Source organism: Streptomyces sp. NPDC027185, from assembly GCF_055567035.1.
This window is the reverse complement of sequence record NZ_JBVHRF010000006.1, coordinates 559,384-575,969: the sequence shown is the minus strand read 5'-3', so window position 1 is coordinate 575,969 and position 16,586 is coordinate 559,384. Positions and strand designations below refer to the sequence as shown.

General features: G+C 72.7%; 16 protein-coding genes. 12 read left to right on the top strand and 4 right to left on the bottom strand.

Going from position 1 to position 16,586, the window contains the following annotated elements; genetic code table 11:
- Window positions 1-136 precede the first annotated feature (136 nt).
- From ACZ4M8_RS22660 to ACZ4M8_RS22625, 8 genes are all read left to right on the top strand, one after another.
- Window positions 137-784: an HAD family hydrolase gene (locus ACZ4M8_RS22660; RefSeq protein ID WP_467609980.1), complete on the top strand. Its 648-nt coding sequence runs from the start codon at window positions 137-139 to the stop codon at window positions 782-784.
- Between the two features lie 113 nt (window positions 785-897).
- Complete coding sequence (locus ACZ4M8_RS22655) at window positions 898-2,151, top strand: MFS transporter (protein ID WP_467609979.1); 1,254 nt, start codon at window positions 898-900, stop codon at window positions 2,149-2,151.
- Window positions 2,120-3,295 carry an acetoin utilization protein AcuC gene (locus ACZ4M8_RS22650; RefSeq protein WP_467609977.1) on the top strand — a complete coding sequence of 392 codons (1,176 nt, stop codon included), beginning with the start codon at window positions 2,120-2,122 and terminating at the stop codon, window positions 3,293-3,295. The genes ACZ4M8_RS22655 and ACZ4M8_RS22650 overlap by 32 nt, the downstream gene beginning before the upstream one ends.
- A 116-nt stretch (window positions 3,296-3,411) precedes the next feature.
- Window positions 3,412-4,227 carry a phosphatase gene (locus ACZ4M8_RS22645; RefSeq protein ID WP_467609975.1) on the top strand — a complete coding sequence of 272 codons (816 nt, stop codon included), beginning with the start codon at window positions 3,412-3,414 and terminating at the stop codon, window positions 4,225-4,227.
- A 138-nt stretch (window positions 4,228-4,365) separates the two neighbouring features.
- Entirely contained in the window at window positions 4,366-4,575 is a 210-nt protein-coding gene (locus ACZ4M8_RS22640) for a helix-turn-helix domain-containing protein (protein ID WP_157848084.1), read from the top strand.
- Window positions 4,576-4,693: 118 nt separating this feature from the next.
- Window positions 4,694-4,792: a 30S ribosomal protein bS22 gene (locus tag ACZ4M8_RS22635; RefSeq protein WP_003948845.1), complete on the top strand. Its 99-nt coding sequence runs from the start codon at window positions 4,694-4,696 to the stop codon at window positions 4,790-4,792.
- 212 nt (window positions 4,793-5,004) lie between these two features.
- A complete protein-coding gene (locus tag ACZ4M8_RS22630) occupies window positions 5,005-6,048 on the top strand; it encodes an NAD-dependent epimerase/dehydratase family protein (RefSeq protein ID WP_467609973.1) in 1,044 nt (347 codons plus the stop codon).
- 14 nt (window positions 6,049-6,062) lie between these two features.
- Entirely contained in the window at window positions 6,063-7,052 is a 990-nt protein-coding gene (locus ACZ4M8_RS22625; RefSeq protein ID WP_467609972.1) for a lysophospholipid acyltransferase family protein, read from the top strand.
- An 84-nt stretch (window positions 7,053-7,136) separates the two neighbouring features.
- On the opposite strand, the gene ACZ4M8_RS22620 is transcribed toward ACZ4M8_RS22625, so the two are convergent.
- The 4 genes from ACZ4M8_RS22620 to ACZ4M8_RS22605 all read right to left on the bottom strand — a co-directional run bounded on the left by ACZ4M8_RS22620 (window position 7,137) and on the right by ACZ4M8_RS22605 (window position 11,336).
- Window positions 7,137-8,327, bottom strand: a complete 1,191-nt coding sequence (locus tag ACZ4M8_RS22620) for a DUF5667 domain-containing protein (protein WP_467609970.1) — start codon at window positions 8,325-8,327, stop codon at window positions 7,137-7,139.
- Between the two features lie 285 nt (window positions 8,328-8,612).
- A complete protein-coding gene (locus ACZ4M8_RS22615; protein WP_467609969.1) occupies window positions 8,613-9,401 on the bottom strand; it encodes an ECF subfamily RNA polymerase sigma factor, BldN family in 789 nt (262 codons plus the stop codon).
- Window positions 9,402-9,760: 359 nt separating this feature from the next.
- Window positions 9,761-10,663, bottom strand: coding sequence for an HAD family hydrolase (locus tag ACZ4M8_RS22610; protein ID WP_467610026.1), 903 nt, complete (start codon window positions 10,661-10,663; stop codon window positions 9,761-9,763).
- A gap of 385 nt (window positions 10,664-11,048) precedes the next feature.
- Window positions 11,049-11,336 (bottom strand): glutaredoxin family protein, encoded by a 288-nt coding sequence (locus ACZ4M8_RS22605; RefSeq protein WP_467609967.1) that lies wholly within the window; start codon window positions 11,334-11,336, stop codon window positions 11,049-11,051.
- Between the two features lie 333 nt (window positions 11,337-11,669).
- Between ACZ4M8_RS22605 and ACZ4M8_RS22600 the strand changes: the two genes are divergently transcribed.
- From ACZ4M8_RS22600 to ACZ4M8_RS22585, 4 genes are read left to right on the top strand one after another with little or no spacing between them, the layout of a single operon-like run.
- Window positions 11,670-12,464 carry a redox-sensing transcriptional repressor Rex gene (locus tag ACZ4M8_RS22600; protein WP_467609966.1) on the top strand — a complete coding sequence of 265 codons (795 nt, stop codon included), beginning with the start codon at window positions 11,670-11,672 and terminating at the stop codon, window positions 12,462-12,464.
- Window positions 12,461-13,831, top strand: a complete 1,371-nt coding sequence (locus ACZ4M8_RS22595) for a glutamyl-tRNA reductase (RefSeq protein ID WP_467609964.1) — start codon at window positions 12,461-12,463, stop codon at window positions 13,829-13,831. Before ACZ4M8_RS22600 ends, ACZ4M8_RS22595 begins: the two co-directional genes overlap by 4 nt.
- A complete protein-coding gene (hemC, locus tag ACZ4M8_RS22590; RefSeq protein WP_467609962.1) occupies window positions 13,828-14,850 on the top strand; it encodes a hydroxymethylbilane synthase in 1,023 nt (340 codons plus the stop codon). The genes ACZ4M8_RS22595 and hemC overlap by 4 nt, the downstream gene beginning before the upstream one ends.
- Window positions 14,847-16,508 (top strand): bifunctional uroporphyrinogen-III C-methyltransferase/uroporphyrinogen-III synthase, encoded by a 1,662-nt coding sequence (locus ACZ4M8_RS22585; RefSeq protein WP_467609960.1) that lies wholly within the window; start codon window positions 14,847-14,849, stop codon window positions 16,506-16,508. Before hemC ends, ACZ4M8_RS22585 begins: the two co-directional genes overlap by 4 nt.
- Window positions 16,509-16,586 lie beyond the last annotated feature (78 nt).

Here is a 16,586-nt window from a genome sequence, read left to right as displayed (position 1 = left end):
GCCGATGGTACTGCAGAGGGGACTCTGTGGGAGAGTAGGACGCCGCCGAACAATTTTTAGCTCCGGTCTCCGGTAGCCAGTGATGGTTGCCGGGGGCCGGAGCATTTTTGCGTTCAGGCCCGGTTAGGCTCGGGGAATGCGCTACGACCTGGTCATTTTCGACAATGACGGTGTGCTGGTGGACAGCGAGCCGATCTCGAATCGGATTCTCGCCGCGCACCTGACGGAGTTGGGCCACCCGACCACGTACGAGGAATCGATACGGGACTACATGGGCTCCGCCATGCACCGTATTCATGATCTGGTGCTGGAAAGGTCCGGGAAGCGGTTGCCCGAAGGGTTCGATGACGCTTTCCATGAGCGGGTCTTCGCCGCGTTCCGTACGGAATTGGAGCCGGTGCGGGGCGTCGACGGCGTACTGGACCGGTTGGTGGCGGCGGGGGTGCCGTACTGCGTCGGGTCGTCCGGTAGTCATGCGCGGATCCGGGTGGGGCTGCGGACGACCGGGCTTTACGGACGCTTCGGGGAGGAACGGATCTTCTCGGCGCAGGATGTCGGGCGGGGGAAGCCGGCGCCGGATCTCTTTCTGCACGCGGCGGAGCGGATGGGTGTGGCGCCGGAGCGTTGTGCCGTGGTCGAGGACAGTCCGCTGGGAGTGGCGGCGGCGCGGGCAGCGGGAATGGACGTGTACGGATTCACGGCGATGACACCTGCCGCGCGCCTGGCGGAGGCGACCGGGCTCTTCGCGGAGATGGCGGAGCTGCCGGCGCTGCTGGCGGCGTAACTCCGCGCGGGCGGCGCGCGCACGGAGTTACGCCGCCGGCCGGGTGCCGACCGCGGAAATACCCGTGTCATCGACCTACCGTTCGGTAAGGGCGAGTTCTACGCTGTGCGGCCATGACGGCGCCTCGGGTTCCCGGCACGCAAGCGCGGTACGGCAGGGTCTCGCTGGCCCTCAGCTTCTTCGTCCAGGGCACGGTGTTCGCGCTTCTGGTGACGCGCATTCCGGCGATCCAGGACCGGTACGGGATCTCCGACGCGCTGCTGCCCGCCTTTCTCGCGGCGGTGCCGGTGCTGGCCGGCGTCGGCAGCGTACTGACCGAGCGGCTGGTGCGACGGGTCCGGCCGAGCCGGGTGCTCCGCGCGGTCCAGCCGGTGGTCTGCCTGGCGCTGGTGGCGGCGGGCGCGGCCGTTTCGATGACACAGGCGGCCGTGGCGCTGGGCGTGTTCGGGCTGGCGGTGGGCGCGTTGGACGCGGCCATGAACATGCTCGGGGTCAGCCTCCAGCGGGCGTACGGGCGGAGCATCATGCTCGGCTTCCACGCCGCGTACAGCCTGGGCGGTATCGCCGGGGCGTCGCTGGCGTGGGCCGGGGCGCACGCGGAGCTGTCGCTCGTCGGGCTGTACGGGCCGGTCGTGGCGGTGCTCGTCCCGGTGGCGGTCGTCGCCGGGCGGTGGTTCATCGACGGGCCGGCGGTGGCGGGGCGGGGCCGCGGCGGGGAGAACGGTGCCGGGGCACCGGGCGGCGGTGTGGCCGCCGTCCCGATGCGGCTGCTGTTGCCGCTGTGTCTGGTGATGGCGTTCACATACATCGGGGATGCGACGGTCTCCAACTGGAGCGCGAAGTACCTCCAGGACGTACTGGGCAGTTCCGAGCAGCTGGCGACGGTGCCGTACAACGTCTACATGGTCACCACGCTGCTGGGGCGGGCCGTCGGGGATCTGGGGGTGCGGCGGTTCGGGGCGGGCGCGGTGGTGCGGGCCGGGACGGTCGTCGCGGCGGGAGGTTTCGCGGTGGTGGCGGTGGCGCCGGGCCCGCGCACCGGGATGGCCGGGTTCACGCTGCTCGGCGTCGGGCTCTGCGTGATCGTGCCGCAGACCTTCGCGGCGGCCGGGCGGCTGGCGTACGAGCACGACGGTGCCGGGGCGTCCGACGGGGCCGTAGCCCGGCTCAACATCTTCAACTATGTGGGTTTTCTGGTGGGTTCGCCGCTGGTCGGGACGCTCGGGGACGTGTGGAGCTACCGGGGCGCGATGCTCGTACCGATGCTGCTGGTGCTGGTGACGCTGGTGTACGCCCGCTCGTTCGGGTCATCCGGTGCCCGATACGGTGACGGGCATGAGCGGCCGCGCACAGCTGATGTGGGATGAGGCAGTAACGGGCTACGACTTCGGCCGCGGGCACCCCATGGACCCCGTACGGCTGGCGCTGACCATGCGGTTGGTGGAGGCGTTCGGGCTCGACCGGGCGCCCGTGGAGGTGGTCGCGGCGCGGCCCGCGGGCGAGTCCACGCTGCGGCTGGTGCACCGCGCCGACTACCTGGACGCGGTACGGGCCGCCTCCGCCGATCCGGCCGCGGCGGACGCCCGGTACGGGCTGGGCACCGAGGACGATCCGGCGTTCCGTGGCATGCACGAGGTGTCCGCGCTGATCGCGGGGCAGTCGGTGGGCGCCGCGGAGGCGCTGGCGCGCGGGGACGCGCTGCACGCGGTGAACTTCGCGGGCGGGCTGCACCATGCGATGCCGGGCGGGGCGGCCGGCTTCTGCGTCTACAACGACGCGGCGCTGGCCATCGCCCGGCTGCTGGAGCTGGGCGTGGAGCGGGTCGCGTACGTCGACACCGATGTGCACCACGGGGACGGCGTCCAGGCGGCGTTCTGGGAGGACCCGCGGGTGCTGACGGTCTCGCTGCACGAGCATCCGCGGACGCTGTTCCCGGGGACCGGCTGGCCGCAGGAGACCGGCGGGCCGGGCGCGGAGGGCAGCGCCGCCAACCTCGCGTTGCCCGCCGGCACCGGCGACGCGGGCTGGCTGCGGGCGTTCCACGCCGTGGTGCCCGAACTGCTCGGCGCGTTCCGGCCGCAGGTGCTGGTCACCCAGCACGGTACGGACACCCACATCGAGGACCCGCTGGCGCATCTGGGGGTGAGCCTGGACGCGCAGCGGACGGTGGCGCTCACCTGCCACACGCTGGCCCACGAGTACGCGGACGGGCGGTGGCTCGCACTGGGCGGCGGCGGATACGCGGTGGTGGACGTCGTCCCGCGCGCCTGGACCCACCTGGTGGCCATCGCCGCCGGACGGCCGCTCGACCCGGGGGCGCCGGTGCCGCAGGAGTGGCGGCACGAGGTGTTCCGCCGCACCCGCCGGCCCGCCCCGCACCGCATGACCGACGGCGCCGAACCGGGCTGGCGCGACTTCACCGACAGCGGCTACGACCCCGCCGACCGCCTCGACCAGGCAATCCTCGCCACCCGCCGCGCGGTCTTCCCGTCACACGGCCTGCTGCCGTGAGGTGCGGGGGCACGGGGGAGTACGGGGCGCGGCTCCGGCCCGCCCCTGTGCGCCCGGATGTGTGACTACCGGGCGGTTCGGGCCCGTGGGGGCGGACGGCGGGTGAGCATGGCGGCGTGTCGGGGACCGGTGCGCTGCGCGCCCATCTGATCGAGGCGCGGCTGGCGGGGACCCTCGCGACGCCGCGGGAGAAAAGCCTGGCCCGCTACCGCCTCTTCGCGGCGCGCGACCCCCGGGTACTGCTGGGGCTCGACCCCGTCGGGGAGTGGCCGGTCGCGGAGGTGGCGCGGCTGATGGCGCGGGTCTGCGGGGCGCCGGCGGAGCCGACGGACGCCCGGGGCCCGAACGTGATCGACCCGGACCGCACGCTCGCCGCCCTGGGCCGGTTCGCCGACCGGATCGCCGCGGCGGCCCGCCGCCGCGCCCCGGTGCTGCTCGGCACCGGCCACCCTCACGGCCTGCTGGATTTCTACGCCGCCCTCGCGGAGGGACTCGCGACGGCGGGATGCGTCGTACTGACCCCCGGGCGGGGCCTGACCGCCCCTCTCACGGCGCGGTGCGGCGTACGCACGTACGTACTCGACTACGTACGGGGAGTCGCGCTGATGCGCGGGACCGGCGTGGGGGGCGCATCCGGGAAGGGGCGTGTGCATACCCATTCGCCCCTCCCCGTGCGGCTGGCGCTCGCGGCGGCGGCGGAGGGCGGCGGACCGCTGCCGGAACTGGTCGTCGGTGATCACGGTTGGATCTGCGGTGCAGGTCAGCTGGGGTTTGAGGCGATCGGGTTGGCGGATGCGGACGATCCGGGGCCGTTCGTCGGGGAGGCGGAGGGCCGGGTGTGCGCGGTGGTGCCGCTGGATGACGCGGTCGCCGCCGCGCACTACCGACCGCTGTGGCGGTATGTCCTCAATAGAGCGGAACTGCCCTGTTAGCTGGGCTTTTCGCGGTCCCGGTGGCTCCTCTTCCCCACTCGCATCACCCGCCCCTAAATTGGGGAGTGAGCGCATAGCGACGAAGAGTGACCGGAGGGGAAGCCGGTGCCCGTCATATGCGGAAGGTGCAGGTGTGGCATGGCTGCGGACCAGAAGCCTCTGAACGAGGTCGTGTTCCTGACGGTGGCGGAGGTCGCCACCGTGATGCGAGTGTCGAAGATGACCGTGTACCGCCTGGTGCACAGCGGTCATCTGCCCGCGATCCGGGTGGGCCGGTCGTTCCGCGTGCCGGAGCAGGCGGTCCACGACTACCTCCGGGAGTCCTACGTAGGCGTCGAATCGGCGTGACGGAGGCTCCCGGGCCCTCGATTACGCCGTACGCCCGGCGCCGGGTAGGCTGGCCCGATGTAGGTAGTGTGGGCTCGGACGCCCCGCACCGAGTGATTCGAAGTGAGCGAGGGTAGTCGTGGGCTCTGTTATCAAGAAGCGGCGCAAGCGGATGGCCAAGAAGAAGCACCGCAAGCTGCTCAAGCGCACCCGCGTGCAGCGTCGCAACAAGAAGTAAGCGACGCGGATCGCGTTTTCGTGGCCCCCCACCGCCTTGTGCGGTGGGGGGCCACGGTGCGTTCCAGGGCTGTGCGGCGCGGCGCCCTGGGGCCGGTGGGGCGGGAAACGCGGCCCTGGGCAGTGTGGGGCGCCGTGGTCCGACGGCGACCCGATAGCGTGGTGGCACAGCTCGGCCCAGGCGGCGGGCCGAGGGCGGAAGGAGTGCCGGTCGTGGGCAAGGTCGTGCTCGTCACGGGAGTCGCCCGGCAGCTCGCCGGCCGGTTCGTCCGGCGCGTCCTGCGCGACCCGTCCGTGGAGCGGGTGATCGGCGTCGACGCGGTCGCCCCCGCGCACCCGCTGGGCGGTGCGGAGTTCCTGAAGGCCGACATCCGGCATCCGGCCATCGCCCGCGTCCTGGCGGAGACCGGCGTCGACACCGTCGTCCACATGGACGTCAACAGCACGCCGCCGGGCGGCCGTGGCGGCCGTACCGCCGTCAAGGAGACCAACGTCATCGGCACCATGCAGCTGCTCGGCGCGTGCCAGAAGGCGCCCCGGGTGCAGCGACTGGTCGTCAAGTCCAGTACCGGCGTCTACGGTTCCGCCCCGCGCGATCCGGCGGTCTTCGGCGAGGACACCCCGCCGAAGTCGTTGCCGTCCGGTGGGTTCGCCAAGGACGTCGTCGAGGTCGAGGGGTACGTCCGGGGCTTCGCCCGGCGCCGCCCGGACGTCGCGGTCTGCGTACTGCGCTTCGCCAACGTCCTGGGGCCGTGCGCGGACTCCCCGCTCGCCGAGTACTTCTCACTGCCGGTGCTGCCGACCGTCCTCGGCTACGACCCGCGGCTGCAGTTCGTGCACGAGGAGGACGCGCTGGCGGCGCTGCTGATCGCCGCGTCCGAACCGCGCCGGGGGACGCTGAACAGCGGCACCTTCAACATCGCGGGCGACGGTGTGCTGCTGCTGTCGCAGACCGCCCGCCGGCTGGGCCGTCCCACGCTGCCGCTGCTGCTGCCCACCGTCACCTGGGCCGGCGCCGCGCTCCGCGCCGTCGGCGTCACGGATTTCTCCCCCGAGCAGATCCGGCTGCTCACCCACGGCCGGGTGGTCCGCACCACGCAGATGCGCGAGACGTTGGGCTTCGAGCCGGAGTACACGACGGCTCAGACGTTCGCGGAGTTCGCCCGCAGCCGTGGCCCGGGGCTGCTGCCGCCGGGGACCCTCGCCCGTACCGTCGACCGGCTCGCCGACGCGCTTTCCGCGCGCCCGGCCCAGTGAGGAGTTCACGCGAGATGGCGGACGCCAAGGTCATTCCGTTCGGCGAGGAGCCCCGGGCGCGCCACAAGGCCCGGCGGACGGTGAACGGCACCGCTTCCCTCACGCCCGTACCGGAGGCCCGCACCGGGGACGCGCGTCCGGCGCCGCCGGCGGCGCGCGGCGGCCGCTCGCTGGACGAACGCCTCGCCGGTGGCCTGCGCTTCCTGCGGCGCCGCCTGACCGGCGAGTACGAGGTCGACGACTTCGGCTACGACGAGGAGCTGACCGACCAGGTCCTGATGTCGGTGCTGCGCCCGCTGGCCGAGAAGTACTTCCGGGTCGACGTCCGCGGGGTGGAGAACATCCCGGCGGACGGCGGCGCGCTGGTCGTCGCCAATCACTCCGGGACGCTGCCGCTGGACGGTCTGATGCTCCAGACCGCGGTCCACGACCACCATCCGGCCGACCGGCATCTGCGGCTGCTCGCGGCCGATCTCGTCTTCGTGCTGCCGGTGGTCAGCGCGCTGGCGCGGAAGGCCGGGCACACCCTGGCGTGTGCGGAGGACGCGCAGCGGCTGCTGGAGCGCGGCGAGATCGTCGGGGTGATGCCGGAGGGGTTCAAGGGCATCGGCAAGCCGTTCGCCGACCGGTACAAGCTCCAGCGCTTCGGGCGGGGCGGTTTCGTCTCGACGGCGCTGCGGGCCGGAGTGCCGATCGTGCCGTGCTCGATCGTGGGCGCCGAGGAGATCTACCCGATGATCGGCAACGCGCGGACGCTGGCGCGGGTGCTGGGCCTGCCGTACTTCCCGGTGACGCCGACGTTCCCCTGGCTCGGGCCGCTCGGCGCGCTGCCGCTGCCGACGAAGTGGACGATCCAGTTCGGCGAGCCGATCGCGACGGACGGCTATCCGCCGGAGGCTGCCGACGACCCGATGCTGATGTTCAACCTCACCGACCAGGTCCGGGAAACGATTCAGCACACGCTCTACAAACTGCTGGTCCAGCGCCGCTCGGTCTTCTTCTGAGACCTGCGGGACACCCGCGCCGATACAGCGGTACGGCCCGCTCCCCGCCCGGTGTGTCGCCGGTGGGGAGCGGGCCGTACGCCGTCAGCCGCGGGTGTTCTCGCCATCGATGCCCAGACCGGGCAGCAGGCCCGGGATGAGCGGCGGCACCGTGATGTCGGGGTGGTCCGCGGAGCCCTTGCCGCCGCTGTGCGACGGGGTGGGGTCGTCGTGGGCGGAACCGCCCAGCAGACCCCCGGTGTCGCCGCCGAGCAGCCCCTGCTCCTCGGACGGGGTGGACGAGGGACCGGCCGGGTGGCGGGCGTCGCCTTCGGCGCCGGACGGGGTGCGCCCGTCGGACGCCGACGGGCGCGGCTGTCCGGACGCGCGGTCCGGCATGGCCGGTGCGGCGCCCTGCCGCGCGGCTTTCTCCGGGGTGGGCAGCAGCCCGCGCAACGGCTTGACCTGCTTGTCCATCGCGTCGAAGACCGAGCTGACCTCGTCCCGCGCGTCGGTGAGCTGGGTGGGGAGCCGGTCGCGCAGCTGCGTCCAGGTGGCGCGGTGGGAGGAGGTGAAGGAGTCCAGCGTCTCGATGGGGCCGAGGGAGCCGTCCCGCTCGTACGCGGCGTACAGGAGGCGGTGGCCCTCGCCCGCGTCGTGGGTGATCCCGGCGAGGGTCCGGCGGACCTCGGCGAGCGATTCGTGGTCGAGGTCGGCGGCCCGGCCGCGCTCCATCAGGCGGCGGGCCTCCAGCATCCGGGTGGCGGCCTGGTCGAGGTAGAGCCGGCCGCGGTCGGCGTCGTCGTCGGTCAGGCCGAGCTTGACGTCCTCCATGCCGCGCTTGAGGCCGTAGAGGGAGTCGCCGGGCAGTGCGTCGGAGCTGGCGGCGGCGACACCGCTGAACGCTCCGGCGGCGACGCCGACGGTCAGACCGCCCGCCGCGAGCCGCTTCGTCAGCCGGGAGTGCGGGCGCAGCTTCCCGAGCTGCTCGGCGGCACGGTGGGCGCCGCCGGGGGAACGCTGTCCGGGCACCCGGGCGCCGTCGGAGGGCGTGCCTTCGGCGAAGGCGGCCTCCATCGCGGCCATCAGCTGGGCGCGCTGGACGCTCTTCACCTCGGTGGCCAGCTCCGGCTTCGGGAGTTCCCCGAGGCCGTCCGCCACCGCCAACAGTCGTGCTTCACCCGGCGTCTGTGCCGCGTCGTCGTCCTGGTCCTCGGCCGCGCCCCGGGAGGTCTGATCCTCCAGGGCCTGGGCGAAGGCGTTGGCCCGCCGGTGCACCGAGATGTGTGTGATCACGGGCGGCACCTCCTCTCGTCATCCCGCTCGGCTCCCCTGACTGGCTTGGACCATCCAGACGGGCCGGACGGTTGCACGCCGCCCTCCGCGGCCACTCGAAGGAGTGAGCGGCAGCGGACAGGGCGTGACCGCTTGGAGCCTGCATCCCGCACAACGAGCGGCGCGGCACACGGGTTACGCACACACGATGATCTGACCGAGGGGGCACGACCGCTCACCGTACGTCACCGAAAGTGGACGTACGTGTGACCGGGCGGCGGACGGGAGGGCGGGGCGGGCGAGGGGTCAGCGGGCGTCTTCGGGCAGCAATCGGGCGAGAGTGCGCACCGCGCGGTACTGGAGGGTCTTGATCGCGCCTTCGTTCTTGCCCATCACGCGGGCGGTCTCGGCGACCGAGAGACCTTGCAGGAAGCGCAGGGTCACGCACTCCTGCTGCTGGGGGTTGAGCTTGCGGACCGCCTCCAGCAGGGCTGCGTTGGAGAGCGATTCGAGGACGGAGTCCTCGGGGCTGCGCTCGACCTCGTTGGCGTCGAGCATCTCGCCGGTGGTGACCTCCAGGCGGAACCGGGAGGACTTGAAGTGGTCGGCGACGAGGTTGCGGGCGATCGTCACCAGCCAGGCGCCGAAGTCGCGGCCCTGCCAGGTGAAGGTGCCGATGCGGCGCAGGGCCCGCAGGAACGTCTCGCTGGTGAGGTCCTCGGCGGTGGCCCGGCCGCCGACGCGGTAGTAGATGTAGCGGTAGACGGTGTCGGCGTACTGGTCGTAGAGGCGGCCGAAGGCTTCGGCCTCTCCGGACTGGGCGCGTTCGACGAGGTCCATCATGCGACGGCTGTCGCTGTCGACGGGGCGGCGGGCGGTGGTCGTGCCGGAGCCGGAGCGGCGGGATCTGCCGGCGGTCGCGGGCTTGCCGACCGCCGCGCTCCCGTCGGCCAGGGCGTAGCAGGGGCCGGCGGGGACGGCTGTGGCGAATGCGGGGACGGCGTACGCGGTGGGGACAAAACTGCGCAGGTGGTCGACGAGCGTCGTACGCAGCGTAGCCAGGCCCGAGGCGTCAACCCCGACGTGTGGGTACACGGGACTCCCAGAGGCAGAGCTTCCATCACGTGCAGTGCGGGACCATTCACTCGTCGTAGGGACGTGCGGGTTCCGGAATGCGTCTGAGGAGAATAACGCTTCGTATAGGCAGCGCTACACCCAGTTGTTCAAATCATCGATTACTTACGGTCCGTGCCTGAATAGTGGCGGAAGTAGTATCGATTACTGAGCAGCTTTTGATCGAAAGGTGACGCAATCTGCCTGGTTGGAGGGCGTGTTGTGGTGGAGCGCCAGCAACCGGACCGCAGGTGGGGCAGGGTGGGGCACCGGGGCGAACGGGCGCGCCCGGCTGCCGGTGATCAATCCTGGTCAGCGGCAGCGTACGGGGGAGGGGCGGGTCAGCGGCGGCGGCGCTGGAGGGCGATGGCGGCTGCCGCGCCGCCGGCGAGCGCGCCCACTCCGGCGGCGGCCGGGATGCCGATCCGTACGGCTTTGCGCCCGGTGCGGTAGTCGCGCAGCCGCCAGCCGTGTTCCCGGGCGTGCTTGCGCAGCCGCCCGTCGGGGTTGATGGCGTAGGGGTGGCCGACGAGGGAGAGCATCGGGATGTCGTTGGCGGAGTCGCTGTACGCGGCGCAGCGGGCGAGCTGGAGGCCCTCGGCGGCGGCGAGCGCGCGGACCGCCTCGGCCTTGGCGGGGCCGTGCAGCGGTTCGCCGACGAGCTTGCCGGTGTAGACGCCGCCGACGGATTCCGCGACGGTGCCGAGCGCGCCGGTCAGGCCGAGCCGGCGGGCGATGATCGTCGCGGTTTCGATGGGTGCCGCGGTGACCAGCCAGACCTTCTGGCCGGCGTCGAGGTGGGCCTGGGCGAGGGCGCGGGTGCCGGGCCAGACGCGTTCGGCCATGTACTCGTCGTAGATCTCCTCGCCGATGGACATCAGCTCGGAGACGCGGTGGCCCTGGACGATGGAGAGGGCGCTGTTGCGGACGTCGGCCATGTGCTCGGGGTTCTCCGAGCCGGCCAGCCGGAAGTAGATCTGCTGCCAGGCGAAGCGGGCCAGGTCGCGCTTGTGGAAGAAGTGGCGCTTGTAGAGGCCGCGGCCGAAGTGGAAGAGGGCGGCGCCCTGCATGACCGTGTTGTCGAGGTCGAAGAAGGCGGCGGCGTGGTCGTCGCCGACGACCGGGAACTCCGGCTCCTCCGCGGCGGTGCCCGTGGCGCTCTCCGCCTGTTCCGCCTGTTCGGCTTCCTCGGCCTCCTGGGAGGTTTTGCGGGCGGCCTCGGCGGCGGCTTCGCCGGCCAGCACGCTGCGGGCGGTGGCGGGGCGACGGCGGCGGCCGAGCCAGGCGGGGGCGCGGACCCCGGAGAGGGCGGCACCGAGGCGGTTGCCGGTGGTGGCGGGCGCGTCGGACGCACCGGGGGTGACCGCGTCGGGACGGTCCTCGGAGGGTGGCGTGTCGGGTGTCCCGAAGGGACTCCTACCGGGGCGGTGGTCGGGCGACGGGCGGGCCATATGGACAGCGTAGCCAGTCGCTTCGGCGGTTCCGGTGACGGCCCGGTGTCGGGCAACGGGTGGGGAGCCGAAGGGCGGGTGACGGGCCGGGCGGGGTGCCGGGGCGGGGGCGCTGCACCGCGGCCGGCCTTCGGGGCGGCGGGGCGGCGGGGCGGCGGGTGGAGGCTGTGCGTCCGGCTCAGGCTCCGAGGGCGGTGCGGAGGCGGGCGGGGTCGACGCGCCAGAAGTCGTGTTGGGCGCCGTCCACGAGGATGACCGGAATCTGCTCCCAGTAGGCGCGGTGCAGTTCGGCGTCCTCGGTGATGTCCTTCTTCTCCCAGGAGGCGCCGGTCTCGGCGCAGACCTGCTCGATGACGGCCTGGGCGTCGTCGCAGAGGTGGCAGCCGGGCTTCCCGATGAGGGTGACGGTGCGCTCCGCGGGGCTCTTGCGGGGGGTGCGGCTGAACATGCCGAACGAGGGGGTCATGGGGTCATTGTGCCGGGCGCGCGGCGGCGTGGGAGGGCCCGGAGGTCGACTACCATCGGTGGGCGATTTGTAGGTTTCCGGGGGCACAGCGGTGAGGAGTGAGGGCGCGTGCTCCCGTCGGCGAACCCGTGTGACCTGCGGGTAGCGGGCGAACGGCGTGGTGCGGAAGTTGGTTCCGCGAACGGCGTCAAAAGCCGCGTGACACCGATCACTTTGGCCAGACAAAGCGGACATCATCTTTGTGCACGCGTTCACAAAGACATAGCCTGCACAGGACAGGGCGGTCGGGTGACGTACGGCCGCCCGCAGCCCCGCTCTACCCGCAGGAGCACCGTGGCAACTGGCCGAACTCACCGACCGGCGACCCGAAGCCGAGGGATTCCCGAGGCCACCGTCGCCCGGCTTCCGCTGTATCTGCGTGCGCTGACCGCGCTCTCCGAGCGCTCGGTTCCCACGGTCTCCTCCGAGGAACTGGCCGCCGCGGCGGGGGTCAACTCCGCCAAGCTGCGGAAGGACTTCTCGTACCTGGGCTCCTACGGGACGCGCGGTGTCGGGTACGACGTGGAGTATCTCGTCTACCAGATCTCGCGCGAACTCGGCCTCACCCAGGATTGGCCGGTTGTCATCGTCGGTATCGGTAATCTCGGCGCCGCGCTCGCCAACTACGGCGGGTTCGCCTCGCGTGGTTTCCGGGTGGCCGCGCTGATCGACGCCGATCCCGCCATGGCCGGGAAGCCCGTCGCCGGTATCGCGGTGCAGCACACCGACGAGCTGGAGCACATCATCGAGGACAACGGCGTCTCGATCGGCGTGATCGCGACGCCCGCGGGCGCCGCCCAGCAGGTCTGCGACCGTCTCGTCGCCGCCGGTGTCACCTCGATCCTCAACTTCGCGCCGACCGTGCTGACCGTGCCGGACGGTGTGGACGTCCGGAAGGTCGACCTCTCCATAGAGCTGCAGATCCTCGCCTTCCACGAGCAGCGCAAGGCGGGCGACGACGGCGGTGTGGACGCGGCCGCACCGGCGCCCGCGGTCCGTGCCGCCGCGGTGGAACCGGCCGCGGCACCGGCAGCGGCCGACGACCGCAAGGGACCGGACGGGGACGTCCCCGCCGTGATGCCGGCATGAGCTTGCTCGTCGTAGGACTCAGCCACCGCACGGCGCCCGTGAGCGCGCTGGAGCGGGCCGCGCTCGCGCCCGAGGTGCGGGGGAAGCTGCTCCAGGAGGCCGTCGCGGCCGAGCCGGTGAGCGAGGCGGCGGTGCTCTCCACGTGCAACCGCATCGAGCTGTACGCAGACGTGGACAAGTTCCACGCCGGTGTCGCCGAGCTGTCCACGCTGCTGGCCCGCCACGGCGCCGCCGAGCTGGACGAGCTGACGCCCCATCTCTACGTCCACTACGAGGACCGCGCCGTCCACCACCTCTTCTCGGTGGCCTGCGGGCTGGACTCGATGGTCGTCGGCGAGGGGCAGATCCTCGGGCAGATCAAGGACGCGCTCGCCGTCGCGCAGGAGCAGCACACCGCGGGGCGGCTGCTGAACGATCTCTTCCAGCAGGCGCTGCGGGTCGGCAAGCGGGCGCACAGCGAGACCGGTATCGACAAGGCCGGGCAGTCGCTCGTCACCTTCGGTCTGGAGCAGCTGGCCGGCGGCCCGGACGTCGAGGGCTGGGCGCGCGGCAAGCGGGCGCTGGTGATCGGCGCCGGGTCGATGTCGTCGCTGGCCGCCACCACCCTGGCCCGCGCCGGGATCGGTGAGCTGGCCGTCGCCAACCGCACCGTGGAGCGCGCCGAGCGGCTGGCCCGGATCCTCACCGAGCCGGGCGGTCCGGGCGCGGCGACCGGTCTGCGGGCCCGCGCCGTGGCGATGGCCGCCGTGGACGCGGAGCTGGCCGCCGCCGATGTCGTCGTCTCCTGTACGGGGGCGACCGGTCTGGTGCTCGGCGCCGAGGCGGTCGCCGCCGCCCGCGCCGGACGCACCGCGGAGCTGGCGCTGCTGGACCTGGCGATGCCGCGGGACATCGACGCCGCCGTGCACCGTGTCGAGGGTGCGCACCTCGTCGACATCGAGTCGCTGGCTCAGGCGTCCGCGGACGCGCCGATGGCGGCCGATGTGGACAAGGTGCGGTCCCTGGTCGCGGACGAGGTCGCGGCGTTCGGCGCGGCGCAGCGGGCGGCGCACATCACGCCGACCGTGGTCGCGCTGCGCACCATGGCCGCCGATGTCGTGGCGAGCGAGATGGCCCGCCTCGACGGCCGCCTCCCCGACCTGGACGACAAGGAGCGCGCGGAGATCACCCAGACCGTGCGCCGGGTCGTCGACAAACTCCTGCACGCGCCCACCGTGCGGGTCAAGCAGCTCGCGAGCGAGCCCGGCGGCGCCGGGTACGCGGACGCGCTGCGGGAACTCTTCGATCTCGACCCCCAGACGGTCGCCGCCGTCAGCAGGGCCGATACGCGGGCCGACAGGCACGATGCAGCACGGGAGCGGGCATGACTGACAGCACAACGAGGGGTACGCCCCTTCGGCTGGGCACACGGCGGAGCAAGCTCGCCGTGGCCCAGTCCGGACAGGTCGCCGACGCGGTCCGCGAGCTGACGGGCCGCCCCGTCGAGCTGGTGGAGATCACCACGTACGGCGACACCTCCCGCGAGCAGCTCGCGCGGATCGGCGGCACCGGCGTGTTCGTCTCCGCGCTGCGCGACGCGCTGCTCGCCGGGGAGATCGACTTCGCGGTCCACTCGCTCAAGGATCTGCCGACGGCGCAGCCCGAGGACCTGACGCTGGCGGCGGTGCCGCGGCGCGAGGACCCGCGGGACGCGCTCATGGCCCGTGACGGGCTCACCTTCGAGGAGCTGCCGGACGGCGCCCGGGTGGGGACGGGCTCCCCGCGGCGGATGGCGCAGCTCAACGCCTGGGCGCGGTCGCTGGGCCGCCGTATCGAGGCGGTGCCGATACGCGGGAACATCGACACCCGGATCGGCTTCGTCGAGAAGGGCGAGCTGGACGGCGTCGTACTGGCGGCCGCCGGGCTCACCCGGATCGGCCGTATCGACGAGGCGACGGAGCTGCTGTCGCCCGACATGGTTCTGCCCGCCCCCGGCCAGGGGGCACTGGCGGTCGAGTGTGCCGCGGCCCACGCGGACCTCGCCGCCGCGCTCGCCGGACTCGACGACCCCTTCACCCGGGCCGCCGTGACCGCCGAGCGTTCCCTGCTCGCCGCCCTGGAGGCCGGCTGCTCCGCACCCGTGGGTGCGCTGGCCGACTCTCCCCCGAACGCTCGGCTCCGTTCGAGCGGAGGAGGCCCCGCGGCCGGCGAACAGGCTGTCACCGAAATGCGCCTGCGCGGCGTCGTCGGCACGACCGACGGCAGCGCGCTGGTGCAGCTGTCCACCACCGGGCACGTACCCGCCTCTCCCGACGACGTCACGATGCCGCTGCGCATGGGCCGTGAACTCGCCGCCGAGATGCTCGCCAAGGGTGCGGCCGGTCTTATGGGGGAGCGAGCACTTTGAACCCCACCGCCCCGAATCACTCCGCCTCCGGTCAGGTCACCTTCCTCGGTGCCGGGCCGGGAGATCCGGGTCTGCTGACGCTGCGTGCCGTGGAGGCACTGGCTCAGGCGGACGTCCTGATCGCCGACCCGCAGGTGCTGGACGTCGTGCGTACGCACGCCCGCCCGCAGGTGGACACTCCGCTGCAAGCGTCAGCTGACGAGGCGTCAAAGCCCGTCATGCCCGCAGAAGTTTCCTCGCTGCGCGACACCGCCAATCTTGTCATGGGGGCCGCGCGCTCCGGCAAGCGGGTCGTCCGTGCCGTGACCGGCGACCCCGGCCTGGACGGCAACGTCGCCGAGGAGATGCTGGCGTGCGCCGCCGAGGGCATCGTCTTCGAGGTCGTGCCCGGTATCGCCACCGCCGTGGGGGTGCCCGCGTACGCCGGGGTGCCGCTGCGCGACGCCGAGGGCACCGACGTCCGGTTCGTCGACGCGCGGACGGCGACCGGCCGCTGCTGGGCCGAGCTGGGCGGCTCCGACGCGACCGCCGTCGTCTCCACCAGCCTCGACTCGGTGGCCGCGGCCGCCGGTGAGCTGGTGTCGGCGGGCCGGAAGCCCGACACCCCGATGACGGTCACCGTCGCCGGGACGACGACCCGCCAGCGCACCTGGAACGCCACCCTCGGGTCGGTCGCGCAGGTGCTGAAGGCCGCGAAGGTGCTGCCGTCGCCGGACGGCGGGCAGCCGGTCATAGCCGTGGTCGGTGAGCGGGGCGCCGTGGCGCAGCGCGACCGGCTGTCGTGGTTCGAGTCCAAGCCGCTGTTCGGCTGGAAGGTCCTCGTACCGCGGACGAAGGAGCAGGCCGCGTCGCTCTCCGACCAACTCGTCTCGTACGGCGCGGTGCCGCACGAGGTCCCGACGATCGCCGTCGAGCCGCCGCGTACCCCGCAGCAGATGGAGCGGGCGGTCAAGGGCCTGGTCACCGGCCGGTACGAGTGGATCGCCTTCACCTCGGTCAACGCCGTCAAGGCGGTCCGGGAGAAGTTCGAGGAGTACGGGCTCGACGCCCGCGCGTTCGCCGGGATCAAGGTCGCGGCGGTCGGTGAGCAGACCGCGAAGGCGCTGATCGCCTTCGGCGTGAAGCCCGATCTGGTGCCGTCCGGTGAGCAGTCGGCGGCCGGGCTGCTGGAGGACTGGCCGCCCTACGACGCGGTCTTCGACCCGATCGACCGGGTCTTCCTGCCGCGCGCCGACATCGCCACCGAGACGCTGGTGGCGGGCCTGATCGAGCTGGGCTGGGAGGTCGACGACGTCACCGCGTACCGCACGGTGCGGGCGTCGCCGCCGCCGGCCGAGACCCGGGAGGCGATCAAGGGCGGCGGGTTCGACGCGGTGCTCTTCACCTCGTCCTCGACCGTCCGCAACCTCGTCGGTATCGCGGGCAAGCCGCACAACGTCACGGTGATCGCCTGTATCGGCCCGGCGACCGCGAAGACGGCGGAGGAGCACGGGCTGCGGGTGGACGTGATGTCGCCGGAGCCGTCGGTGCACAAGCTGGCCGAGGCGCTGGCGGACTTCGGCGCTGCGCGCCGGGACGCCGCGATCGAGGCGGGCGACCCGGTGACCCGGCCCAGCGAGCGGCGTCCGGGCTCGCGCCGCCGCCGCGCGACGCCGTAACGCCGGTCTCTGCCGTGCCCCGCCCCGTATCCGCTCCGGCGGGTGCGGGGCGGCGGCGTTTCCGGGGGCGGGGGCCCG